A 25800-nucleotide genomic window follows, 5' to 3' on the forward strand; every position below is an offset into this window, starting at 1 on the left:
TCCGCGTATGCACACGCGGGCTATGCAAAAGGATGCCTATGAGTGCTTCACAGGGTGCAGGGGAGCGGAACGCCGACCCGCAGCAATTGCATAAATCGTTGAAAAACCGCCATATTCAGCTCATTGCGCTGGGCGGTGCCATTGGAACCGGCCTGTTCTACGGGTCGAGCGAGTCAATCGGGCTCGCCGGGCCGTCCATTCTGCTCGCCTACGTGATCGGCGGCGCGGCAATCTTCATGATTGTGCGCGCGATGAGCGAGATGAGCGTGGAGGACCCGCGGGCCGGCGCGTTCAGCTACTATGCGTCGCGATACTGGTCGAAGCGCGCGGGGTTCATCTCGGGCTGGAATTACTGGTTCAACTATGTGCTCGTGTCGATGGTGGAGCTCGCGGTGGTCGGGTCCTTCGTCAACTACTGGTTCCCGAACATTCCGCAGTGGGCGTCGGCGGCGTTCTTCCTCGTGCTTATCACGCTGCTCAATCTGTTCGGTGTGAGCGAGTTCGGTGAATTCGAGTTCTGGTTCGCGCTCATCAAGATCGTGGCCGTCATCGCCATGATCGCGGGCGGATTGTGGGTGATCGTCGCGAATCTGCCCACCGACTCCGGCGTGCGCGCCTCGTTCGCGAACTGGTTCACTGTGGACGGCGGCTTCTTCCCGCACGGTGCCATGTCGCGCGCGGCCGACGGTCACTGGGACGGCCTGCTCATGGCGCTCGTCGTGGTCATGTTCAGCTTCGGCGGCACCGAGCTCATCGGAGTGACCGCAGGTGAGGTGGAGAACCCGAGCAAGACGATCCCGCGCGCCACAAACGGCATAATCTGGCGCATTCTCGTGTTTTATGTGGCCGCACTTGGCATCATCATGGCCGTGGTGCCGTGGGATCGCATCGACGGCCAGATGAGCCCCTTCGTGCAGATCTTCGATTCCGTGGGCGTGCCAGTGGCCGCCGGAATCCTCAATTTCGTGTGCCTCACCGCGGTGATGAGCGTATATAACTCCGCACTGTATTCGAATTCGCGCATGCTGTTCTCGCTCGCTCGCCAAGGCAATGCGCCGGCGTATCTGGGACGCGTGAACAAGCGCGGCGTGCCGGTGGCCGGCGTGCTCACCAGCGCCGCCGTGACCGTGGTGGCCGTCGTGGTCGTGTTCCTGTGGCCGCAGTTCGCGTTCAATTACCTGATGTCGATCGCCACGATTGCCGCGATTATCAATTGGACGATGATCATGATCACCGAGATGCTGTTCCGGCGGCGTGTGGCTGCCGGCGATGGCCCGGGCGAGCTCAACGGATTGCGCGGTGCCGAGGCGCTCGCGAGGATTCGGTTCAAGCTGCCGGGGTGGAACTGGACGCCGTATGTGATCATCGCGTTCCTCGCCATGGTGGCCGTGCTCATGTGCTTCTCACCGAGCTACCGCATTGCGCTCGTCGCCGGTGTGATCTGGCTCGCCGTGCTGTTCGCCGCGTATGCGATCACCTCGCGCGCCTCGGCGAATCGCGACGCGAAGACCGTGCTCGACTCCACGCGCAAGTAGGCGTTGCCGTCGGCCGCTGTGTGGTCGGTTTTGCGGAAGCATCCGTATGCTGTGCCGTTGATGGGGTGGTTTGCGGTCCGTTGTGCGGATGCTTCCGAAAGCTGTGCTGCTGACGGGGTGGTTTCTGGCCTGGTTCTCGGATGCCTCCGTATGCTGTGCCGCATTGGCAGGCGGCACGCGGGAGACGGCCACTGTACTCCAGATTGGTTTTCGCATAATCTATATATGTATGTTGTGCGATGGCGCGCAACATGTATAGATGGAGGTGGCCATGGCATACATCGAGTTCAATGATGTGGTCAAGGAGTACCCTGCCGGTTCCTCCTCCATCCGCGCGCTCGACGGTGCGAACTTCACTGCGGACGAAGGCGAGCTCAGCGTGATCCTTGGCCAGTCCGGCGCCGGCAAGACGACTGCGCTGAACATTCTCGGCGGCATGGATACCGCCACCTCGGGACGTGTGATCGTGGGCGGCCGCGACATCACCGACCTCAGTCACCATGATCTGGTGACGTACCGGCGCAACGACATCGGCTTCGTATTCCAGTTCTATAACCTGATTCCTAATCTGACGGCGCTCGAGAATGTGGAGCTCGCCTCGCAGATTTGCACAGACCACTTCGACCCGGCGCAGACCTTGGCGAAAGTGGGGCTCGCGGATCGACTTGGCAATTTCCCGGCGCAGCTGTCTGGCGGCGAGCAGCAGCGGGTGTCGATCGCGCGCGCATTGGCGAAGAAACCGAAGCTGCTGCTGTGCGACGAACCGACCGGCGCGCTCGACTACGAGACCGGCAAGGAGGTGCTGCAACTGCTGCAGGACATCTGCCGTACCGAGCGCATGACCGTGCTCATTGTGACGCACAACTCCGCCCTCGCCCCGATGGCGCACAAGGTGATTCGGTTCCGCTCCGGCAAGGTGACGAGCCAGGAGACCAACGAACACCCGGTGCCGATCTCGCAGATCGAATGGTAGGTGGCGAGATGGCACGGCGTAAAGGGGTTCCCGTTGGCGATGCCGACGTGCATGAGCAGATTGCCGATTCCGGCTCGTTGCATGCCGAACATGGGCATGCACGCGCAGTGGGCTCGGCATTCCTGCTCGATGCGATGCGCTCCTGGCTGCATGCGTGGAAGCCGTTCCTGTCGATTCTCATCATCACGATGCTGGGCGTCGCGGTGCTCACCGGCATCTACGCGGGCTGCCGTGACACCTTCGCGGCCGCGAACCGGTTCTACCGTGCGCAGGGATTGCACGATGTGCAGGTGATTTCGACGATGGGGCTCACCGATGCCGACGTGGATGCACTGAAGCAGGTGGAAGGAGTGGAGCAAGCGCAGGGCATGCGCATGATTCGGGTGAAGGTGGCGGATGGCGACGGCAAGCAGCTGAACGCCACCCTCGAAGAGCCGGCAAGTGGCTCGCCGGCTGCCTTGGACAGGCCCTATGTGAACGAGGGGCGGCTGCCGAGCAAGCCCGGTGAGGTGGCGGTGACCGCGCAGTTCACGCACGATACCCACAGGAAGCTCGGCGACACAGTGGAGGTTGCCGCCGATGGTGAGGATGATGGCGCCCATGGGCTGAAGATCGTCGGCATCGTCACCGACCCCTCCGACCTGACGAATCCGGGTGGCTATTCGGGATCCGCCTTCCGCTCGTCGATGACCAACGACTACACGTTCTACACGGCTCCGGACGGCATTCAGCACACTTTCGTCAAGGCCGATGGTACACCCATCGCCGCCGCCGACCCGAAGGTGTACGGCTCGGTCGTGCTCCGGCTCGACAATGCCGAGAACGAGGACGCCTTCACGGCCGGTTACGACGATCTTGTGGCGGGAACGGTCAAACGCGTTGAGAACGGTGTGCAGGCCAAGCGCGAGCAGGCCCGGCGCAACGCCTTGGTGAAGGAGGCCCAGAACAAGCTCGACGCCGAGAAGAAGAAGGCCTTCGACCAGATTGATGCGACGCAGACCAAACTCGACGCCCAGCGCCGGCAGCTGGACGACCAGTTGAAGCAACTCGACGCCCAGGCTGCGCAGATTCCGGTCGGTGTTCCGGAGCCGGCCCAGCTCGCCGAGGCGCAGCGCCAATGGGCGGCCGCCGACGCGAAGATGAAGGAGGCGCAGCAGGCCGTAGACACGCAGCGGAACGAGGCATTCAGCACATTCGCCGCCGAACAGCAGAAGGTCGACGACATCGCCACGCCACGCTGGTACGTACAATCGAGATCGGCGCTCGCCGGATTCAGCTCGCTCAAATCCGACATCAGCTCGATCGAGTCGCTCGGCAAGGCGTTCCCGATTGTGTTCCTCGTGGTTGCCGTGATGATGAGCCTGACGACGATGAGCCGTTTGGTCGAGGAGGACCGCGGGCTCGTCGGAACCTACCTTGGCTTGGGCTATGGCCGCATCGCCATCACCTTGCGCTACGCTCTGTTCGCGTTGCTGGCATGCCTCATCGGCGGCGGATTGGGGCTGCTCATCGGCTTCCTCGGCATTCCCGCCTTCCTGCTCGTGGTGATTCGCGGACTCTACGCGATTCCGGACTTGCGGCTCGAATACGACTGGCTCTATGGCTCTCTTGGCGTGCTGCTGTTCGTAGTGGGCGTGCTCGGAGCGGCACTCATTGCCTCGGTGCGCGAGATGCGCCAGATGCCGGCCGCCCTCATGCGACCGAAGGCGCCGAAGGCCGGCTCGCGTATTCTGCTCGAACGTGTACGCCCGCTCTGGAGCCGCATGAGCTTCCTGAACAAAGTGACGGCACGCAACATCTTCCGGTTCAAGGCGCGGCTCATCATGACGGTGGGTGGTGTGGCCGGCTGCACCGCGTTGATCCTATGCGGCCTGGCCATCAACGACACGGTGGCCGCACTCGGGCCCAACCAGTACCGTGGCGTGGACCAATACGACATGCTCGCCGTGGCCAACGACGGCGACGAACAGGCATTGAGAAAGAAACTCGTCTCCGACGGTACAACGACGGCCATCATGGAGACGCGCATCGAGAACGGCGAGATCACCAATGCCAACGGTCGCGGCACGAATGTTCAGCTGACCGTGGTGCCGCAACGCCAGCTGGGCGAGCTCAACACGATGTTCGATCTGCAGCCGGAGCAGGGTGATTCCCTGCTCGGCTGGGTGCATGGCAGCAACCGAAACCAGCCGGTGCGCCTCGACAACAGCGGCATCATCGTTGCCCAGTCCGCGGCACAGTCGCTTGGCGTCAAGGCGGGCAGCGAGGTCACATTGCGTGGCGACGGCACCCAGCCGCACAAGGTCAAGGTGGCGCAGGTCACCCGCAGCTTGATCGGCGCGGAGGCGTTCATCTCCGAAGACCTCTACCATCAGCTGTTCCCGGCGCAACAGGCCGGCGATGGCGGCACGGAACCAGCACTCACTTGGAACGCCGTCTACGCCAAGCTCAAAGGCAGCGACGGCGAGCAAAGTGAATACGTGCAGCACCTCAAGAACGAGGCGACCGTCATGAGCGCCACCTCGTGCGCACAGCAGGCCGAGGATTTCAAATTCGACCTCATGGGCGCGGTCGTGACGTTGATTGTCGCGCTCGCGGGCAGCCTCGCGCTCGTCGTGCTGTTCACGCTCGCGCACACCAACGTTTCGGAACGGTTGCGCGAGATGGCCACACTCAAGGTGCTCGGGTTCTACGACCGCGAGGTGCACCATTACGTGAACCGCGAAATGATGGTGCTCACCGTGATGGGCATCGTCATAGGCCTTCCGCTTGGCAGATGGGTGTCGGGCCTGCTCACGAACGCGCTCAACATGCCCGGAATCTACTTCGAGGTGCATATCTCGTGGTGGAGCTACATCATCACCGTTGTGGCCACGCTCGCATTCGCATGGCTCGTGCAGCTGTTCGTCAATCCGGTGCTCGACCGCATCGACCCCGTCAGCTCGCTTAAGTCCGTCGAATAGTTTGCGGTGTGCGAACGCGATGTGCAACGGATGCCTGCTAGAGTCGGAAATATTATGTCGGATGTGCAGCAACCAGCGGAACCTCATGAGACCCCTCACGAAGAGGAAGTGAACGCCTCGCTCGAGACGCTCGACAAAGACAACGAGATGGAACGTGGCCTGAGCAATCGCCACGTGCAGTTCATCGCGATCGGCGGTGCGATAGGCACGGGCCTGTTCCTCGGCTCCGGCAAGTCGATCAATCTGGCCGGCCCGAACATCATTTTCGTCTACATTCTCGTGGGCGGCATCATGTTCCTCATGATGCGCGCGATTGGCGAACTCATGTACCGCGACCCGAGCCAGCACACGTTCATCAACTTCATTCGCTTCTACCTAGGTGACGGATGGGGCAAGTTCGCGCTGTGGTCGTACTGGATCGTGCTCATTCTCATAGGCATGACCGAGATCACCGCCGTGGGGCAGTACTGCGTCACGTTCTTCCGTACGCTCGGGTACGACGTCTCCGCTTGGAAGGGGCTCATAGAACTCGGGTTCCTGCTGCTGCTCGTCATGATCAATCTCATTGCCGTCAAGGCGTTCGGCGAGGCGGAGTTCTGGTTTTCGATGATCAAGATCACGCTGATCGTGGCCATGATCGCCACCGCCGTGATCATGCTCGTCTGCGGTTTCAAATACAACGCCGTGCAGGTGCCCGGGCAGGACCATGTGTCGCCGGCCGGCAGTGTGACGCTCGACAATCTGACCCGTGGATTCTCGCTCGCGCCGAATGGCTGGCTGGCATTCCTGATGAGCTTCCAGATGGTCTTCTTCGCCTATGAGATGATCGAATTCATAGGCGTCACCGTCTCCGAGACGAAGAACCCGCGCAAGGTGCTGCCGAAGGCGATCAACGGCATCATCGTGCGCGTGCTCATCTTCTACGTGGGCGCGTTGCTGGCGATCATGACGATTGTGCCGTGGCGCAACTTCCGTCCGAACAAAGACGGCTCCTTCGCCTCGCCGTTCATCATGGTGTTCGAATACGCGGGCGCGAACTGGGCGGCCGCCCTCGTGTTCTTCGTGGTGGTCACGGCCGCCGCCTCGTCACTCAACTCGCTGCTGTATTCGGCTGGGCGCCATCTGTATGAGATCGCCGAGGATTCCCCGTCGCCTACGATTGCGAAACTCGGCGTCGTCTCGAAGACGAAGGTGCCGGCGCGCGCGATCATCGCATCGGCGATCCTCGTGCTGCTCTCGCCGGTCATCGAGATGATCCCGCGCGTCTCGGGCGCTTTCGTCATGTTCTCGTCGGCGTCGTCGGCCGTGATCATCTTCATTTACATATTGACGATGATCGCGCACTACCGTTACCGCAATTCGCCGCAGTTCATGGCGAACGGGTTCCGCATGCCGGCGTACCGCGTGCTCAACCCGCTCACCACCGCGTTCTTCGTGTTCATCTACTGCACGCTGTTCATTGGGGCAGACACCCGCGGACCGGCGATCGCCGGTTTGGTGTGGCTCGTGGTGTTCGGCGGCTACTGCGTGCTGCATGAGCGCTTCCAGAACCGCGATCTCAAGCAGTCCATAGATTCCGCGGGCGATGCGCACGCGTAGCACACGGCTGATCAGTCGCTGGCCACCGCTTCGAGCACCGGTTTCTTGAGCGCGCGGCTTGCCGGCGAGATGCTGGCGACCAACCCCACGAGAATGGCCGCGCCGAGGAAGCCGAGCAGTTGCAGCCATGGGATGCTCATGGTGGAAAGACCGTTGTCCCGATACGCCTGGCGAACCACCACGCCGGCGCCGAGCCCCACGAGAATGCCGAGCACGGTGCCGAACACCGAGAGAATCACCGATTCTATGGCGATCATGCCACGTACCTGCCCGTTCGATGTACCGACACCTGCTCGCCCACTTGCTGTTCGTATGCCGCGATGGCCTGCTTGGTGGCCGCTTCGTCGATGCCGATGTTCTTGGACTCCATTTCCACGGTGCTGCCGATTGCATACCCGTTGGAGTCTGCGACCTTGCGCCCGACGGCGATCTCGCCATGCTCGATGGCATGCGCCGCATCGCCTTCCTGATGGGTGGCCGGGTACATGGCATCGAGGAGTTCGCGGTCCACCGCCATGGCGGTGAATTGCTCGTTCGCCTGCATGAGCTTGACGGTGGGCAGTGTGCGCACCGCCGTTGTTGCGCCGACTCCGGCCGTATGCTTCACGTCGTTGACGGCCTTGGGTGAGACGGATTGCGAGAGCGCGGCGGAGACGAGCACATAGTCGGCATGAAGATTGTCGTCGATCATATCGCTCACCGAGGCGCGCATTGACGAGGCGAGTACGCTCAGGCAACTGACGATTGCCACGCCCACGAACAGGGCGGCGGCCGTGTTGGCGGTGCGACGTTTCGTGCGGCCGATGTTGCGGGTGGCCAGCGTGCCGGTCACCGGGAATGCGAGCGAGGGAAGCCACCCCAGCACCTTGGCGGCGCCTGTCACCAGAGCCGGGGCGAGCACGATCACGCCACCCACCGTGCATACGCCGCCCAAACCGAGCAGCCAACCCGTGCCCACCGTGGTGAGCCATGCCCATGAGACTTTCTTGGCTGCCAGCAGCCAGCACAACAACCAGCACAGTGCTCCGAGCGCCACCATGCCGGCACCGATCCAACCGCGTGCCGTCACCGGTTTCTCGGGGTTCATCGTCTCGTTCATCGCCTGGATGGGTGGTGCCGTGGCGGCGGTGCGCGCGGGAATGGCGGAGCCGATGACCGTGACCACCACGCCCACCATGAAGCCGACGGCGACTGCCGTAGGCGAAGGCGTTGGAGAACCGGACAGTGGGAAGCCGCCCTTGCTCAGGCCCCAGTCGATGAGCTCTATGAGCCCCCACCCGAGGAGCACGCCCAGCACCGAGCCGATGACGCCAAGAATGAGCGCCTGAATGACCACGCTGAAGAACACCTGTGCAGGGGAGGCCCCGACCGAGCGCAGCAGCGCATAGCCGCGCATGGAATCACGCACGATCATCGTGAACGTATTCGCAATGATGAACGCGCCGACGAAGAGGGCGATCACTGCGAAGATGAGAATGAGCGGCTGGACGAAGCCGAGTGACTCCTGCGTGCTTTTCGTGGCCTCGTCGCGCACCGACTGGCCGGTGACCGCATGGGCTTTGGAATCCTTGGGCAGCGCCTTGTTGATGCGGTCCGCGAGCTGTTGTTGCTCCTGAACCGTGAGTGGGGTGGTGCGGTTGCCGTATACGCCGATCTTGTCTATCTTGGAGGTGTCCTAGCCCTGCAACTGCATGAGCTGATTGACCAGCGCCGGCTGTGCGAGAATGATCAGCACGCCGAGTTCGGCGGTCTGTGTGGTAAAGATGCCCGACACCTTCATGGTGTGCGGCTCCCCGTTGACGATGAGCCGCGTGGTGTCGCCGACCTGGAGTCCTGCCTTCTTCGCGGCGTCCTGGGAAAGGGCGATCTCATGCTCGTCGGTGGCATAGGTGCCGGCGATGAAATTGGCGGCACGCCAAGGGTGTTCGGATGATGCGCTGATCATGAGCGTCGGCGCGCCGGTGGTGGCCACCGCATTGCCGTCATGGTCGAGCAACGTGGCGCCTATCGTGCGTTCGGGAGGGCTCACGTTGTCGATGCCCTTGACCTGCTCGATCTGGGTGACGAGGCTCGTATCGATCTTGTTGTAGCTCGTGCCGCTTGAGATCGGCCCGCTGGTAGCGAAGGAGCTATCGTTCTGCTCTTCGGTGGCGCCGCGCACATACACGTCGTGATCCGAATTGGTGCCCATCAGCTGCGTCACCTGATCGTTCAGCATGGAACGGAAGCAGAACGAACCGACCACGAACGAGACTCCCAGTGCAATCGCGATGATCGACATCACGAAGCGGTGAAAATGCGCTTTGGCATCGCGTAGACCAATGCGAATCATTGTTCCGCGCTCCTTGCCGTTGCAGACTCCACCTCCACCGGACCGTTCTGCGGGTCGTCGTCCTGCGCGAACACCGCGAGAATGTCGTCGTACGACGGATGGTCGAGGTCCTGCACAATGCTGCCGTCCGACAGTACGAGCACGCGGTCGGCGAACGACGCGGCACGCGGGTCGTGCGTCACCATCACGATCGTCTGCCCGTATTCGCGCACGCACATGCGCAGGAATTCAAGCACCTCATGGCTCGACCGCGAATCGAGGTTGCCGGTCGGTTCGTCGGCGAAGATCACGCTCGGCCGCTCCATGATCGCCCGCGCACAGGCGACGCGCTGCTGTTGGCCGCCGGACAGCTGGCTCGGGCGATGGTCGAGACGGTTCTGCAACTTGACCACCGACACCACTTTGTCGAACCAATCCATATCGATGGGACGATGGGCGATCTGCAGTGGCAGCAGTATGTTCTCCTTCGCGGTGAGCGTGGGCACCAGATTGAACGACTGGAAGATGAATCCGATCTCCTTGCGACGCAGCTGCGTGAGCTCGCGTTGGCCCATTGAGGAGACCTCGAGGTCTTCAATGAACACTTGGCCGCTGGTGGGGGTGTCAAGCCCGGCCATGCAGTGCATGAGCGTCGATTTGCCGGAACCCGAGGGACCCATGATCGCCGTCAGGGCTTTGCGCCTGAACTCCACGTTGACGTGGTCGAGGGCGGCGACGCTGTTGTCTCCTTTGCCATAGCGTTTGCACAGATCTACCGCACGGGCGACGATCGGGTCTTTGCTGTCGCTGTTCGATGCCGTATGAGTGTTCATGGAAGCCTTCCCCAAAAAACAACACGTGATACATGACTCAATACTTGACACCGAAGAATACCGAACATGGTTTACGCAGTATCGCCTGTTATATTTCAGCGAAATTTGACAAATGACGAAAATATGCTAAAAACTCGCGAATACTTGTTTATTTTGGGTTTTCGGGCGCGAGATGACGTTTGACGCGCCGGTTTCATGTGCGATTCACTGGCGGGGAAGATTTGTCTTACACTAGAAGTATTTTACGGTGTAAAGCAAATAGGGATATCGCATATGGAGCGGCAATGGACTACAAGTTGGAAGCGGTGCACGAACTGATGTTCGCGATGTGGGCGTCGCGTTCGAAGGCGACGCGCTCGTTCGAGCGCGGGACCCAGGGTGAGATGTTCGTGCTGCGTGAGCTCGAGTTTCAGGGCTCCTGCACCCCCTCGCAGCTCGCCCAAGCGATGGGTGCGACGAGCGGTCGCATCTCATCGATTCTCTCCGGGCTGACCCGGAAGGGCTGGATTGTGCGCACGGGTGATCCGCAGGACCGCCGGAGCGTGGTCATCGAGCTGTCCGACGAGGGCAGGCGAGTGGTGAAACAGCACAGCGACAAGCTCGTCGGGGACCTCTCGTGGGTGTTCTCGCAGATGGGGGAGCGCCGCACGCGCGAATTCGTGGGCCTGCTCTCCGAATTCATGACCTACTTGTCGATCTGCGGGCCGAATGAGCCTCGCCCCACCGCGCAGCAGGTCGGGGAGGCGTTTGAGCGTCGCGCCCGACTCCACGAACGTATGCGCGAGATGGTGCGCAATGGCGAGCGATGGCATGGCTCGTGCAGGCCGCATGATGCGCCGTCGTCGAACGACGCCGACGTCGACCGTCCCGTGCAATAAGGACGCCGTGCGCAGCTCCAGAATCCGCGCATCATCTGTTTGAGAAAAAAGCTTACGGTGTAAGGAAAAATATGATACGAATCATGAAATATCTCTCCAAAACGGAGATAGGGCAGCTGGTGTTGTCGCTGGTCACCATTGTGGGCCAGGTGTACTTCGACCTCGAACTGCCAAGCTATATGTCACAGATCACGCGGCTCGTGGAGACGCCGGGCAGCCAGATGCGCGACATCTGGATCGCCGGCGGCAAGATGCTGCTCGTCTCGCTCGGCTCGCTCGCATGCGCGGTGGTCACCGGCTACTTCGCCGCGCGCGTGGCCGCCTCGTTCGGCCAGCGTCTGCGCTCGCTCGAGTTCCGCAAGGTGGAGTCGTTCGGGCCGTCCGAAATGCACCGCTTCTCCACGGCGAGCCTGATCACGCGTTCGACGAACGACATCACGCAGATTCAGATGTTCATCACGATGGGCTTGCAGATGCTCATCAAGGCGCCGATCATGGCCGTGTGGGCCGTGTGCAAGATCGCCGGCGAAGGCTTCGAATGGACGCTCGCCACCGGCATCGCCGTGGCGATCCTCATCATCTCGATCGCCGTGCTCATGGTGCTCGTCATGCCGAAGTTCAAGGCAATGCAGCAGCTCACCGACGACATCAATCTGGTGACGCGCGAGAATCTGACCGGCATGCGCGTCGTGCGCGCCTACAATGCCCAGGACTACCAGGAAGGCAAGTTCGAGCGGGCGAACAGCAATCTGACGAACACACAGCTGTTCACGAACCGCGCGATGTCGGTGATGATGCCGCTCATGGGCACGATCATGAACGGGCTGTCGCTCGCGATCTACTGGATCGGCGCCTACCTGATCCAGGACGCCGGCCTGACCGACAAACTCACGCTGTTCTCGAACATGGTCGTGTTCTCCAGCTACGCCATGCAGGTGGTGATGAGCTTCCTGCTCATGAGCATGGTGTTCGTGCTGTGGCCGCGCGCCGACGTCTCCGCACACCGCGTGCTCGAAGTGCTCGACACCGACCCGCTCGTCAAGTCCGGCACCGCCAAGCGTGGGCTCACGGTGCAGGAGGCCAAGCAGCGCGGAATCATCACGCCAGCGGAACGTGCGCGATATGCCGACGACCTCGAGCTCGCCGGCGAGATCGAATTCCGCGACGTGAGCTTCACCTACCCCGATTCACGCGAGGCGATGCTCGAACACATCAGTTTCACGGCGAACAGGGGAGACACGGTGGCGATCATCGGCTCCACCGGTTCGGGCAAGTCGTCGCTCATCAATCTCGTGCCGCGCTTCTACGATGCGACGGACGGCGAGGTGCTCGTGGACGGCATGAATGTGCGCGAATACGACTTGAAGACATTGCGCGACAAGATCGGCTACGTGCCGCAGCGCTCCTTCCTGTTCAAAGGCACCGTCGAATCGAATGTGAGCTATGGCGACCGGCCCGACGAACCCGAAAACGTGCCGATGATCGACGTCTCGCGCATGAGCGGCCGCAAGGCGGAACGGGAGTTCCTCAAGGCCGACGAGGCGCGCGAGCTCACCGCGCAGGAGGCGAACCGCGTGCGCGAGGCGAGCGACGTCGCACAGGCCACCGAATTCGTAAGCAAGATGCCGAAAGGCTTCCAGTCGCCGATCGCCCAGGGTGGCACGAATGTGTCGGGCGGCCAGAAACAGCGCCTGTCGATTGCGCGCGCCGTGTACCGCGACCCGGAGATTCTGATCTTCGACGACTCGTTCTCGGCACTCGACTTCAAAACCGACCGCGAGGTGCGCGACGCGTTGAAGGAGACGGCGAAGGATGCGACGAAGCTCATCGTGGCGCAGCGCGTCGGCACGATCATGGACGCGGACTGCATTCTCGTGCTCGAGGACGGCAAGGTGGTGGGTCAAGGCACGCACCGCGAACTGCTCGAGACCTGCGAGGTGTACCAGGAGATCGCGAAATCGCAGCTGAGCGAGGAGGAGCTCAGTGCGTGAGTGGGGCGTCGCATGCCGTATGCACATGTATGGGTTTGAGATAGATAGGATGTGAGGATATGCCAGGACCAATGGGACATGGGCGTGCAGGCGCGCCCGTGGAGAAAGCCGATGATTTCGGCGGCGCGCTCAAGGAGCTGATGCGCTTCAGCAAACGGTACATTCCGGCGATCGTCATCGCGCTGATCCTCGGCGTCGGCGGTGCGATCTGCCAGATCATAGGGCCGGACTACCTCGGCGATATGACCGACGAGATCACCAAGGGACTGCCCGCGCTCGTGCACGGCAAGCCGGTGCTGCGTTCGATCGACATGGCCGCGGTGGCGCACATCGGGTGGACGCTCGTGGCGCTCTACGTGGGCTACGCACTGCTTTCGTACGTGCAGAGCTGGATGATGGCCACCGTCACGCAGCGCACGGCGCAACGCCTGCGCGCGGCCATCGACGTGAAGATGAACAAGCTGCCGCTCAAATACTTCGACGAGCACAGCACCGGCGACGTGATGAGTCGCATCACGAACGACGTGGACGCCGTGGGGCAGACGCTCGGGCAGTCCCTCGGCACGCTCATCTCGTCGATCACGCTGTTCGTGGGCTCGCTCGTCATGATGTTCGCGAACAACTGGATCCTGGCATTGTGCGCAGTGGGCGCGAGCCTGCTCGGCATGGTGCTCATGCTCGTCGTGATGAAGTTCTCGCAGAAGTACTTCGTCAAGCAGCAGATGGCACTCGGCGACGTGAACGGCCATGTGGAGGAGATGTACAGCGGGCACACCGTGGTCAAGGCCTTCGGCGGCGAGGCCGACGCGATCCGCAGATTCGAACGCTACAACAACGACCTGTACGAATCGGGTTGGAAGAGCCAGTTCATCTCGGGGCTCATGATGCCGATGATGAACCTCGTGGGCAACCTCGGCTACGTGGTCGTGTGCGTGGTCGGCGCGGCGCTCGCGATGAACGGCACCATCGAATTCGGTGTGATCGTGGCGTTCATGCTCTACATTCGCCTGTTCACGCAGCCGCTCTCGCAGTTTGCGCAGGCGTTCCAGAATCTGCAACGCTGCGCCGCGGGCTCCGAACGTGTGTTCACCTTCCTCAACGAGCCCGAGCTCGCCGACGAGTCCGACAAGCAACCGCTGCTCGGCTACGGCAGCAACGGCGAGATCACGCCCGTCGAAGGGCGCGTGAGCTTCGAGCACGTGAAATTCGGGTATGAGCCGAACAAGCTCGTCATCCATGATTTCTCGGCGGACGTGGAGCCTGGGCAGAAAGTGGCGATCGTGGGGCCCACCGGCGCGGGCAAGACGACGATGGTGAATCTGCTCATGCGATTCTACGAGATCGCCGGCGGGAAGATCTCGATCGACGGCATCGACACGAAGAGCGTGCCGCGGTGGAACGTGCACGACCAGTTCTCGATGGTGCTGCAGGACACCTGGGTGTTCAACGGCACCGTGCGCGAGAATGTGGCGTATGCGAAGGAAGACGTGACCGACGAGCAGGTGGTCGCCGCCTGCCGTGCCGTGGGACTCGACCGTTACATTCGCTCGCTGCCAAACGGCTACGACACCGTGCTCGACGAGTCGGCCACGCTGTCGCAGGGGCAGAAGCAGCTGCTCACCATCGCGCGCGCCATGGTGCAGGATTCGCCGATCCTCATTCTCGACGAGGCGACAAGCTCGGTCGATACGCGCACTGAGGAGCTCATCCAGGCGGCGATGGACAAGCTCACCGAGGGGCGCACCTCGTTCGTCATCGCACACCGGCTCTCCACGATCCGCGACGCCGACATGATCCTCGTCATGCGCGACGGCGACATCGTGGAGCGCGGCACGCACGACGAGCTTCTGGCACGCAACGGCTTCTATGCCGACATCTACAACGCGCAGTTCACACTCGCGCAGTAGAGTGCACGGCATTTGGGCTCACTGGGTGGCCTCCACGCCGTCGGCCGGTGCGCTGTCCTGCGCGGTGTCGCCTCGCGCATAGAACACGGTGCCCGGTTCGAGTTCGCCATCGAGCAGCGTGGAGACGGTGACCGGTGTAAATCCGCGTTCGCGCAGGCCACTCACAATCTGCGGGATCGCTTCGACTGTGCGCTCGTTGCCGTCGTGCAGTGCAATGATCGCGCCCGATGACGCGCCATCGAGCACGGTTTTGGCGATGTCGGCGGCGGATGCCTGCGCGTCCCAGTCGCGTGAGTCGACGTTCCACAGAATCACCGACTGACCGCTGCGCTTTGCGGCATCAACGACATCTTCGCTCCACGCGCCGTCCGGCGGTCGGAACAGCGTCGGCTTGCCCACGCCCGCGCTTTTGATCACGTCATCGGTGTCGTTGAACCATTTGGTGAGTTCGGCGGGGGAGAGCGTATGCAACTGCTTGTGCCGCCAGCTCATCGAGCCGATTTCGTTGCCCTGTGCGGCCATATTCGCGAGCAGTTGTGTGTTGCTGCCGGAGACGAACTGGCCCTGCACGAAGAACGTGGCCGGCGCATCCGCCTGCTTGAGCGCGGCGAGCAGCTGCGGGGTAATCTGCTTGTTCGGGCCGTCGTCGAAGGTGAGGGCCACGCAGGCGGCGAATTCACAGTCGAGCGGCATCGCGTTGATCACCGCGTTCGTGGCGTCGGTGAGCGAGCCGAGCGCATCGTTGACCTGCGGATTCGTGGCCGTGGAGCCAGGTTCGAGCAGTGCGCCCGCGTTGGCGATCTGCGCCTGCAATGCGGCGCGCAGATTCTCGGCAGCCTTGTTCGCCGAGCGTTCGTATGCGGCCTTCGCAATGGTGAGCTGCTTCTGCAGTTCGCCGCGCCGGTTCGAGTTGCGCGCGCCCTCCACGAGTCGGCGCAGCGTGTCGGCGTCGGTCTGCACGTCGCGCATGCGGTTGACCATGCTCGTGCTCGCGGTGCCGTATTTACGGGTGAGCTCGTTGAGGTCGTCGGTGCTTTGCCTGGTGCCGCACTCGGATTTCACGAGCGAGGAGACCGTATGCGTGTCGTCAATATGCTCGATTTTCGATGCCAGCGCAGTCGCGTGATCCTCGCTGATCGTTTTGCCGTCGCCTTTCGCGAGCTTGCCGGCGTTGGCAAGCGTGGCCCTGTATGTGGTGTTGAGCGTGGCGAATTCCCGTCGCGCGGATTCGCAGTCGGCGAGCGCGGCGGCGTGCGCCTCCTCGGCATGCCGGTGGTTGGCGCGGCTGATTGGAATGATGATCGCGGCAAGCACGCCGACAATGATGAGCGCAGTCACTGCAATGGCGATGACGGCGTTGCGGCGTTTGCGGGGCGCGGGCGGTCCGTATGCGGCGGAACCAGTTGTGGTGTCTGAGAATTCGGCGTGCATGGTGTCGAAATCGTCGGCATGCGCGGTGCTGTGTTGTGTGGCGTCCCGCTGCACCTCTTCATATGGTGTGTCGTTGCCCTGCCCGGAAGATTTGCCGCCCATGTTCGCCCCGTTCTCCGGCGTTGTGCAGTCTGTTCTGCTGTTGCTAGTGTACCTCGCGGAGGCAAGCGGATGCGCTGGTGTTTTGGTGGTCTGTTCGGGAAAACGCGGTGATACGACGAAACTCGGCTGCGTATTTCGTCACCTGTTCGCCAGATTGCGACGATATGACGAAATCTGATCATCAGTTTCGTCATCGGTTCGCGAAAAGCCGCGCAGATGACGAAACCCGGGTGCTGGTTTCGCCATTGTTGCGGATTCGCGCGGCGTAATGACGAAAACGGCGCCCGGCAGAGTGTGCGATAGCCGAGCAGATGGCGCGCTTACAGATAATGGCGCGACTGCAGATAGCCGAGAGCCACGGCGATCAATCTGCCATCGGCTTCAATTGCGAGTGTATGGCTTATCGCTTAGCCGAAGATGCAGCCGGCGACGCGCGTTTGAGCAGTGTGCGCTTCATCACCGGCACATAGAACAGTGTGAGCCAGGCGATTGCGAACAGGAACCCCGCGCATACGTCGCTCGCGTAATGCACGCCCAAATAGACCCTGGTGAACATGACGACCGGCGGGATCAGGCACAGCAGTATAATCGCGACGGTCTTCCCCACGCGGGCACCCGAATCGCGCGCGGTGTGCCAGTAGCGGTACAGCAGGTAGACGATGAATCCGTAGAACGCCGTGCTCACCATGGCGTGGCCGGAGGGGAAGCTGTACCCCTGTTCGAACACGAGATGCGGGAAAGTGGGGCGCGAGCGGCGCACAATGTGTTTGATGATCTCGTTGAGCACATAGATGCCCGCGAGATTGACGACCACAGCCACACCGATTTTCCAGCGTTTCACCACGGCCAGCACGGCGAGCGCGACCGCCGCCACGACGATCACGGTGATTGACCCGGAAAGCTGGGTGAGCACGCGCATCACGCTGGTCATGCCGGGGGTCATCACATGCGCGGTGATCCAGTCATATACTGCGGTGTCCATGCCGAGTATATGGAACCGGCACACCGCTATCGTGAACCACAGCGCGCCGATCAGGCTCAGTGCGCCGATAATCTGCCAACAATGTTTCCTCACGAACAGCGAATCCATAGTGCCAGACTAGCGGGCAGCCCAATACAATGGTGTCGACGGCAATGATGTACGAAAGACGTGTCAGGAGAGCAAATGAGCGACATGAAAGACCGCATGCACACCGGTGAGATGTACCTGCCGCACGATGAGCAGATTCTCGCGCGCCAGTTCGACTGCCTTGAGCGGCTCTACGATTTCAACCAGACGCGCCCGCACGAGCTCGACCGCCGTGCCGAACTGCTGCACGACATGTTCGCCGAGATCGGCGACGGGTGCTACATCGAACCGCCGTTCCACGCGAATTTCGGCGGGGCGCATGTGCATTTCGGCAGCGACATCTACGTGAACTTCAATCTGACCTGCGTGGACGATACGCATATCTACGTCGGCTCGCACACGATGATCGGGCCGAACGTGACGCTCGCGACCGCCGGGCACCCGATTCTGCCCGAACTGCGCGAGCGCGGCTACCAGTACAACATGCCGGTGCGCATCGGCGAGAACTGTTGGATCGGCGCGGGCGTGGTCGTGCTGCCGGGCGTGACAATCGGCGACAACGTGGTGGTGGGTGCGGGCAGCATTGTGACGCGCGACCTGCCGTCGAACGTCGTCGCCGTGGGCAACCCGTGCCATGTGCTGCGCGAAGTGGGCGAGCGCGACCGCGAATACTATTTCAAAGACCGCCGGATCGACTGGAATGAGATGCGCGCCGACGAGATGGCAGACTGACGCTACAATATGGGCGAATATGTGCGCCGCGCCGCCGATTGCGTCACGGTGTGTGGCGTTCGGCAAGCGGAAGTGAAGTGAGGTGTTGGCATGCGCGCGCTGAGGCGGTTCTACCGGCGCAACCGAATATTGGTGACGTGGGCGGTGCTGTGCGCGGCGTCGATGGCATTGGTGGGCCATGTGACCTGGCTGCCGGGCGCGGACTCGCTGTTCACTCCGGTGAGCGGCGCGAGCAGTTTCGTGCTGAGTCCGGCGGCGGGCGGCGCACTGCTGTGGCGGCAGCGTTCGCGGCGCGCAATCCGTTGGTATGTGGTCGCCGTGCTGCTCGGCGCCAGCATGCCGATGCTGTGGGGATATTTCCGCAACGAGTGGGCGAATCTGCAAATGCCCACGACGCTCGACGGCGTCGTCGCCACGGTCTCGTCGCTCGCTCCGGCGATTCTGTTCGCGCTCGGCGCGTTCTGCGTGTACCGGTATGCGCTCGGCGGGCGTCGACGCCGGCGTTAGTAGCGTGCGTTTGGCGCGGGCGTTGGCGCCTGCGTTGGTAGTGCGTGCGTTTGTTGCCGACGCTGGTTTTGGTGACGCGTGTGTTTGTTGCCGATGCCAGCGCTCGTGTTGGTGGCTCGTGTGTTTGTGAGGTCATGGTTGCAAAAGGGGCACGTCACAGTGTTCTGGAATGCCTGCTCGGGATTGAAGTTGCAAAAGGGACACGTCTGTGCGCTCCAGGATGGCTCGCTTTGCAGTCCCGGCCTCACGTGAGCATATTCAGGCATCTTAGATAGTCAATCTGAGATTATGCCTGCAAAGGCGGCACGTGTATCCGCTGGTTATGTGCTGCTCTGAGATTGGTATTGCAAGGGTGGCGTGTTGGTGGGCTGCATGTGTGCTGTGGTGAGATTGAACTTGCAAGGGTGGCATGATGACGCGTTCTGCGTGTGCTGTGATGAGATTGGTATTGCAAGGAAGACCATTTTCTCTGCGTCTTCGCTGCTCGTGCTGCCAGTGCGATGGCCTATGATCTGCAAGCAAGAGAAAAGGCCGGCGGTTCGTGTGCCGCCGGCCTTCCAGAGAGAAGAGAAGAAGAAAGAAGGGGTCAGCTTTTCAGCTGATGTCTATATTGTAGACAAGTAATGCTTGAGGCTAATATAGAGCATCCTGAGAGTTTGCTGTGAAATTGAGCCAGTTCGATTTCCTGCACTGTTTCGCAGATGCGCGGCATATTGCGTGGGTTTTTCCGTAATCCATGTCGTTTGCAGACCCCGCCGCGGCCCATTGCGCGGACGCTTCCGTGCACGCGACCTCACTGGGGTGCTTTCTTGGTTACCTTTTCGGAAGACTCCGTGAAACATGCCGCGAAACTGCGGTTCTGCGGTCTGCTATGCGGAAGGTTCCGTGAGAACGACCGCGGGGATGGCGATCTGCGGTCTGTTGTACGGAAGCGTCCGTGAGATATGCCGCGGGGAGACTGCTTTGCGGTCTGTTATGCGGAAGGTTCCGTGAGGATGACCGCGGAGATGGAGATCTGCGGCATATCTTTCGGCAGATTCCGTGAGATGGACTGCGCAATGGTCAGCGGGCGGTGAGCGTGGGCCACAGCAGGGAGGCCATGTCGTGCGCCCAGGTGTCGTGGGAGGAATCTGAAAGCGCTTTGGCGGCCATCATCGATCCGATGACCGCCTGGAACAGGAACGGCACGTTCACATCTCCGCGGAATGCGCCAGAGGAGACCCCGCGACCGATGAAATCGGCGAAGCGCTGCTGGGCGGGCGTGACCACGCGCTCGGCGAGGTTCGTGAGGTAGTCGTTGCTCGACGACAGCACGACGCCGATCGCTTTGAGTCCAAGCTCCTCGTCGAAACAGTCGACAATGCACTTGAGCACACCGCGCAACCCGTCGAACGTGGTGTCGAATCCGCTGAAATCGAGCGGCTCGCCCACGGCGACCGAGAGGTGGCGCAGCAGATCGTCGGTGTTCGCATACCGGCGGTAGATCGTGGTCTTCGCCACGCCGGACTTTTTGGCCACAGCCTCGATGGAGACCGCGCCAATGCCTTTCGCGAGAATGAGTTCGAGCACGGCGTGCATGATCTTGCCGTCGGTGCGTTCGCGGCGCAGCCCATGCCGCGGAATGCCAAGCGCCGGGCGAGGGGCGCGAGCGCAGGAGGCAGCGCGCGCGGCGGACGCAGAAGCGGCGGAGGCGGAGGAAATGGAATGCATGGCGTCACCTCATCCCAGCAGCTTGGTGCGCTCGACCCTGACCTCATACCAATGGTTGAAGCCGAGCAGGGCGTGGCGCAGCACCAGGCCTATGAATAGCAACGGTACGAGGAACAGGGCGAGCTTGCCCATGGCGATCCAGTAGTCGTTTTCGTAGATGCCGGCGATGGCCCCGCGCATGGCGGTGACTGAATAGCTCACCGGCAGCCATGGGCTTATGGCGCCAATGAAGTGCGGCAGAATCGAGAGCGGGTAGGCCGCGTTCGAACCGGAGATCTGCATGACGAGGAACAGTACGCCTATGGCCTTACCCACGTTCGAGAACGTGGAGACGAGTGTGTATGTGAAGAACGAGTACACAATGGAGCTGAACCACCCCACCAGCATGAAGAGCCATGGGTGCACCACCTGCACGCGTAGGAAGAGCAGGGTGCCCGCGCAGGAGAATGTGCTCTGCAGCAGCGCGATTGCCGCGAACACCCCGTAGTGGCCGAGGAAGATCTGCCACGGTTTCGGGTTGCCGAGTTCGCGCTGGCGTTTGCGTGAGATGCCGATCTTCAAGGTGACCACCAGCAGCAGCGCACCCACCCATAGCGGAAGGAACGTGTAGAACGGCGTGAGTGCGGCGCCGAACGTGTCGACTGGGAACAGGGCGACGCGCTTGAGCTCCACCGGCGTGCTCAGTGCGGTGCTCAGCGTGGCGGTGTTGCCGCTGAGGAGCTTTTTGATGGTGCCCATGTTGCCGGTGTCGAGTGCCTGGGCGAACTGGGTGTTGAAGTTCGTGAGCTCCTTCGCGGCGTCGGTGAGCTGGGTGGCCGCGTTGTCGATGAGCTCGTGCACCGAGTCGAGCTGTTTGTTCGCGTCGCTGGCCGTGCCCGACAGGCTGTCGAGTGAGGAGTCGAGCGTGCTGATGGTGCCGTTGAGCGAGTTCGCCGCGTCGGAGAACGCGTTCGTCATCGCGGTGAGGTCGGGCTTGATCGTCTCATCGAAGTCCTTGGAGATCGACGAGACCGACGATTGCGCCTTGCCTGCGAGATCCTTGATTTCCTGCCGGTTCTCCTTGCTGGAGCCGACCTTGGAGTCGACGTCGTTCGCGGCTGTGGTGAGGCGGTCTGCGATCTGGTTCAGGTCGTCGGCCACCGCGCCAATCCGGTTGATGAACGCCTGCACGGCGGATTTCGCCACCGGTCCCAGATTGTCGGATTTGTCGAGCAGTTCCTGCAGTCTGTCGCGCGTGGTCGCGTACGCCGTCGCCTCGATGCGCACGTTGCCGGCGAGGTTGTTGATTGCCGCAGACGTGCCGCCGGCCTGCTTGTCGACCGCCGAGAACAGCTCGTCCACACGGTCGTTCAGACTGCCCAGACTCGTTTTCGAGGTGTCGATCGCCGTGCCGAGCGCATTCACCGACGTGCCGAGCGCGCCGGAGAGGTCGCTCACGCCGGTTTTGGCGGCGGAGAGGTCGTCGACGCCCGTTTTCGCGGATGCGCGCGCGTCGGCGATGAGCTTGTTCGAGCTGGCGAGCAGCGTTTTCGCGGAGTCGGTGAGCGACGAGTATGCGCGCAGTGCCGCCGCGCTGTCGTTCAGCATGCCCGCGAGGTCGGCTATGTTGCCGTTGAACGACTTGAGCCGCTGCTGGTATTCCGGCTTGCCGAGCATGTCGAGCATGGACGAGGCCAGATTCAATGCGGTGTCGGTGAGCGTTTTCGAGAACGTCTGGTTGATCGTGGCGGCGATGGTGTCGGCGCCCTGACCGGTCACCTTCGGGGCGAGCGCGTTGAGTTTCTCGTTGTTGTAGTAGTCGAGCGTGGCGTGGTGCGCGTCGTCGGTGAAGAACGTCATCATGTTCTTCGAGAAGTTCTTCGGAATCACCACGGCGGCGTAGTATTTGCCCGATTTCGTGCCGTCGATCGCCTCCGCGCTCGATTTCGTGAACGTCCAGTCGAGCTGCGAGTTCGCGCGCAGCGTGTCCACCACCTGCTCGCCGATGTTGATGCGCATGGGCAGCAGGTCGCCCTTGTACCCCTCGTCGTCGTTCGCGATGGCGAACTGCAGGTTCTTCGTGTTCGCGAACGGATCCCAGCAGGCCGCCACGTTGAACCAGGTGAACAGGCCGGGGATCACGATCAGGCCGATCGTGATGATGATCGAGACGATGTTGCTGGTGAGGTGCCGCACGTCATCGGCGAAGATCTTCGCGAGCATGCTCATGCCGAGTGCCTCCCGTCGTGGTGGTTGCGCCGGCTTGTGCTCCCGCGGTGCTTCCTCTGCCGTTCCAGTTTGCGCAGTTCGTTGAGATTGAGGTCGAGCGTGTCTTCCAGATGGTTCAGATCGCGCTCCTCGCGCCTCTTCTCGGCGCGTTCGCGGCTGTTGCTCGCTGCGCCCGACCTGAGCTCGTCCGCCGGCATGGTGATGTGGTGCCGGTTGTTGCCGAACACGCCCTGCGCCATGATCATGTCGCGCAGCGAATCCTCGCTCAGCGAGCCAAGCTCGGTCTGCCGGCGCAGCGATTCGCGAATCGACTCGACCGTCATCAGGAAGATGATGATGATCAGAATCCACGCGATCCATGTGGCGAGCGCCACGAGCTTCGAGCCGTCGGAGGCGCCGACGAACGAGAAGACGATGAACAGGACGATCGGCACCACGAAACCGGCCACGAGTGCGCCGCGCATCAGCCGCGGGTAGAGTGTGGCGAAACGCTTGGCGCGGCGTTCGATGCGCCTGCGGTATTCCCCGTGATCGGCGAGCACGTGGAGCGCCTGCGCGAGGTCGAAGCGGTTGGCGGGCATGTACACGCGCTCGCCGACGATCATGTCGCCCTCATGCACCTCGCGGGCGAACAGGTGGTTGAAATTGCCGAGCCAGGGGCGCACCACGAGTCCCACGAAGAACGCGATGGCCGTGAACAGGGCGAGCATGAGCATCTTCCGCAGCCAGTCGCCGTCGTAGAATCCGGCGATCGTCTCGCGGAACGCGTTGATCGAGTAGGTGAACGGGAAGAATGGGTAGAGCGCGCGGTAGAAGTCCGGCATCATCTCGATGGGGTAGAGGCCGGAGGCGCCGGGAATCTGCAGCATGACGAGCGCGACGACGAGGGCCTTGCCCACATGCATGAACGTGGCGGACAGCGCGTAGGCGATGGCCAGGTAAGCGAGCGAGGTGAGCCATGCGGTGAGTACGAAGACAAACCGGTTCGCGCATTGCACGCCTATGACGAGGTCGCCCACCGCGCACACGATGCCCTGCATGCCGCCGACGATCGCCAGCAGCAGGTAGCGGGCCATGTAGGTCTGGTTCGTCGTCACATGGCGTCCTTCCAGACCTTCGTTGTCCACTTCGAGCTTGAACAGCACCATGAGCATGAACACGCCCACCCACAGTGCCAGACTCGTGAACAGCGGCGCCATGGCGGAGCCGTACGTGTCTATCGGGTAGAGCGTATGCGTGTCGAGCACGGTGGGCGAGAGCATGAACGAGGCGATCCGCGAGGCGTCGAGCGTGCCGTTTTTGCTGCCGAGCAGGTCCGAGAGCACGTTTGTGTTCTCGAGCGTCTTCAGGTCGGTGTTCACGGTGTCGATGCGTGTGATGAACTTGCCGAGCAGGTCGTCGGTGCTGCTGAGCGAGCTGGAGGTGGATTGGCAGATCTGCGTGAGCTGGTCGAGGATCAGGCTCGTTTGCCCGGTGAGCGACTGCGTGCCGGTGAGGAAGCCGGAGAGCGTGCCGGCGGTGCCTGAAAGCGTGGCGAGTCCGGAATTGAGCTGCGGTATCGCACTCGAGTTGATCGTGTTGCGTGCGCCGGAAAGCGCGTCGACCGTGGTCGATGACGTCGTGGAGAACTGGTTGACCGTGCCGAGCGCGCTGTTCGCGGCTGCGGCGGTGGAGTCGTTGAGGGTGGTGAGCGTCTGCAATGTTTGCGCGACCCTTTCGTTCTCAGCGCTCAGGTCGGTGACGATCTCGTTGATCTGGTTGCTCAGCGGATTGGCGGGCAGTGCCTTGAGATCGGCGAGAATCTGCGCGTTCGTCTTGTTCACGCTGGTGAGCTCGTTGAGTGCGCTGCCGGTGGCCCCGCTCGCGGTGAGCACGCCGTTGGCGACACGGGTGGCCGATGTGCTCGCCTTGCCGCTCGCCTGCAGGAACAGATTGCCGCCTTGGTCGAGTCCGGTGGACAGGTCGTTGCTGAACGAGGTGATGCCGCCCTGCGTTTTCGTGAGCAGGTCGGATGCGCTGGTGAGTCCTTGGGAGGCGCTTGTGGCGGCCGGGTCGACGCCAGCGAGCGCCTGTTTGGCGGCCGTGGTCTTCTCATCCACGCCGTCGAGCGTCTTGCGCAGGTCGGCGATCATCGTGCGCGATTTGCTCAGATTGGCCTTCGTGGCGTCGAGCTTCGCCGCGGTTTGCGCCACGGTGGCGTTGCCCTCCTGCGTGATCTGCACATTCGTTGTGTTGATCGTGTCAGTGACCACCTTGCTCACGGTGGAGACGAACGCGCTGTTCACTTGGCGGTCCACGGTGTTCGCGCCGACGTCGGTCATTTTCGGTGCGACGGCGTTCACTTTCTCGTTCACGTAGTATTCGAGCGTGGGGCGTTGGCCGCTGCCGGTGATCACGGCGGTCATGTTCTCGCTGAAGTTGCGCGGGATCACGATGGCGGCGTAGCAATGCCCGGATTCCACGCATTCCATGGCCTTCGCCTTGCCTAGGAAGGTCCAGCCGAGCTCGTGGTTCTCTTTGAGCGTGCTCTCGATCTGGTCGCCGAGCTCGAGCTTGCCCATCATGGCGTTGTCGGCGCCGGCGTCTTCGTTCGCCACGGCCACGGTGATGCCTTTCGTGTTGCCGTATGGGTTCCAGAAGCCGATGATGTTGAACCAGGCGTAGAGCGCGGGAATGAAGGTGAGGCCGAAGATGATTACCCAAGCGGCCGGATTGATGATGAGTCGCTTGAGGTCGCGCCGCAGAATGAACCATATGTTGCGCATGACTCCTCTTTCGCTTCCTTCCGCTTGGGGTGCGTGTACTTCTCAACGATACGGTATACGTAGCGCTACGGACATAGTAGCGTTATTATACCCAGAGATTCGCGCGGAGCTCCTCGCCATCTCGGATTTGTGTCCGGATTATGGAAATTGTTCCGGTGATTTCGCGAAACCCTTGTGTGCGCGGTGCATTCTCAATACATTGTGAATCGTTCGGAACCGCGGTGCGGGCGATTACGCCACGGGGCTATCCCGGCGCTACGCGGTGTTGCAGTACGAGGCGAGGAGG

Annotated in this window: 15 protein-coding genes and 1 pseudogene; 9 read left to right on the top strand and 7 right to left on the bottom strand. The window is 62.0% G+C overall.

The features are described 5' to 3' along the window. Positions 1-38 precede the first annotated feature (38 nt). The 4 genes from BANAN_RS00795 (at position 39) to BANAN_RS00810 (ending at position 7070) form a co-directional block, all read left to right on the top strand. A complete protein-coding gene (locus tag BANAN_RS00795) occupies positions 39-1535 on the top strand; it encodes an amino acid permease (RefSeq protein WP_014697092.1) in 1497 nt (498 codons plus the stop codon). Between the two features lie 271 nt (positions 1536-1806). Continuing rightward, on the top strand, positions 1807-2508 hold the full coding sequence (locus BANAN_RS00800; protein WP_014697093.1) for an ABC transporter ATP-binding protein: 702 nt from the start codon (positions 1807-1809) through the stop codon (positions 2506-2508). A gap of 8 nt (positions 2509-2516) precedes the next feature. Further along, positions 2517-5471, top strand: coding sequence for an ABC transporter permease (locus BANAN_RS00805; protein ID WP_041777079.1), 2955 nt, complete (start codon positions 2517-2519; stop codon positions 5469-5471). 54 nt (positions 5472-5525) lie between these two features. Then, positions 5526-7070 carry an amino acid permease gene (locus BANAN_RS00810; RefSeq protein WP_014697095.1) on the top strand — a complete coding sequence of 515 codons (1545 nt, stop codon included), beginning with the start codon at positions 5526-5528 and terminating at the stop codon, positions 7068-7070. 11 nt (positions 7071-7081) lie between these two features. On the opposite strand, the pseudogene BANAN_RS08750 reads toward BANAN_RS00810, so the two are convergent. Together BANAN_RS08750 and BANAN_RS00825 are read right to left on the bottom strand one after the other, a co-directional pair. Beyond that, positions 7082-9402: pseudogene (locus BANAN_RS08750) on the bottom strand (ABC transporter permease). Further along, positions 9399-10214 carry an ABC transporter ATP-binding protein gene (locus BANAN_RS00825; protein WP_014697097.1) on the bottom strand — a complete coding sequence of 272 codons (816 nt, stop codon included), beginning with the start codon at positions 10212-10214 and terminating at the stop codon, positions 9399-9401. The pseudogene BANAN_RS08750 and the gene BANAN_RS00825 overlap by 4 nt, the downstream one beginning before the upstream one ends. Positions 10215-10498: 284 nt before the next feature. Here BANAN_RS00825 and BANAN_RS00830 point away from each other — a divergent pair, with 284 nt between their 5' ends. The 3 genes from BANAN_RS00830 (at position 10499) to BANAN_RS00840 (ending at position 14990) form a co-directional block, all read left to right on the top strand. Then, entirely contained in the window at positions 10499-11092 is a 594-nt protein-coding gene (locus BANAN_RS00830; RefSeq protein WP_014697098.1) for a MarR family winged helix-turn-helix transcriptional regulator, read from the top strand. Between the two features lie 71 nt (positions 11093-11163). After that, positions 11164-13083, top strand: a complete 1920-nt coding sequence (locus tag BANAN_RS00835) for an ABC transporter ATP-binding protein (protein ID WP_014697099.1) — start codon at positions 11164-11166, stop codon at positions 13081-13083. 71 nt (positions 13084-13154) lie between these two features. Further along, positions 13155-14990 (top strand): ABC transporter ATP-binding protein, encoded by a 1836-nt coding sequence (locus tag BANAN_RS00840; protein ID WP_014697100.1) that lies wholly within the window; start codon positions 13155-13157, stop codon positions 14988-14990. Positions 14991-15008: 18 nt separating this feature from the next. On the opposite strand, the gene BANAN_RS00845 is transcribed toward BANAN_RS00840, so the two are convergent. After that, positions 15009-16523, bottom strand: a complete 1515-nt coding sequence (locus BANAN_RS00845; protein WP_014697101.1) for a polysaccharide deacetylase family protein — start codon at positions 16521-16523, stop codon at positions 15009-15011. Positions 16524-16923: 400 nt separating this feature from the next. Next, positions 16924-17598, bottom strand: a complete 675-nt coding sequence (locus BANAN_RS00850) for a phosphatase PAP2 family protein (protein ID WP_237705819.1) — start codon at positions 17596-17598, stop codon at positions 16924-16926. 90 nt (positions 17599-17688) lie between these two features. Between BANAN_RS00850 and BANAN_RS00855 the strand changes: the two genes are divergently transcribed. Next, a complete protein-coding gene (locus BANAN_RS00855; RefSeq protein ID WP_014697103.1) occupies positions 17689-18324 on the top strand; it encodes a sugar O-acetyltransferase in 636 nt (211 codons plus the stop codon). 90 nt (positions 18325-18414) lie between these two features. Then, positions 18415-18831: a hypothetical protein gene (locus tag BANAN_RS00860; protein ID WP_014697104.1), complete on the top strand. Its 417-nt coding sequence runs from the start codon at positions 18415-18417 to the stop codon at positions 18829-18831. Between the two features lie 1062 nt (positions 18832-19893). Here the strand turns inward: BANAN_RS00860 and BANAN_RS00870 are convergent. From BANAN_RS00870 to BANAN_RS00880, 3 genes are read right to left on the bottom strand one after another with little or no spacing between them, the layout of a single operon-like run. Continuing rightward, positions 19894-20541, bottom strand: a complete 648-nt coding sequence (locus BANAN_RS00870) for a TetR/AcrR family transcriptional regulator (protein ID WP_014697106.1) — start codon at positions 20539-20541, stop codon at positions 19894-19896. A 9-nt stretch (positions 20542-20550) separates the two neighbouring features. Then, positions 20551-22749: a YhgE/Pip domain-containing protein gene (locus tag BANAN_RS00875; RefSeq protein WP_014697107.1), complete on the bottom strand. Its 2199-nt coding sequence runs from the start codon at positions 22747-22749 to the stop codon at positions 20551-20553. Next, a complete protein-coding gene (locus BANAN_RS00880) occupies positions 22746-25514 on the bottom strand; it encodes a YhgE/Pip domain-containing protein (protein ID WP_014697108.1) in 2769 nt (922 codons plus the stop codon). Before BANAN_RS00880 ends, BANAN_RS00875 begins: the two co-directional genes overlap by 4 nt. Positions 25515-25800: the final 286 nt, after the last annotated feature.

Origin of the sequence: Bifidobacterium animalis subsp. animalis ATCC 25527, from assembly GCF_000260715.1 — a bacterium.
Lineage (GTDB): Bacteria > Actinomycetota > Actinomycetes > Actinomycetales > Bifidobacteriaceae > Bifidobacterium > Bifidobacterium animalis.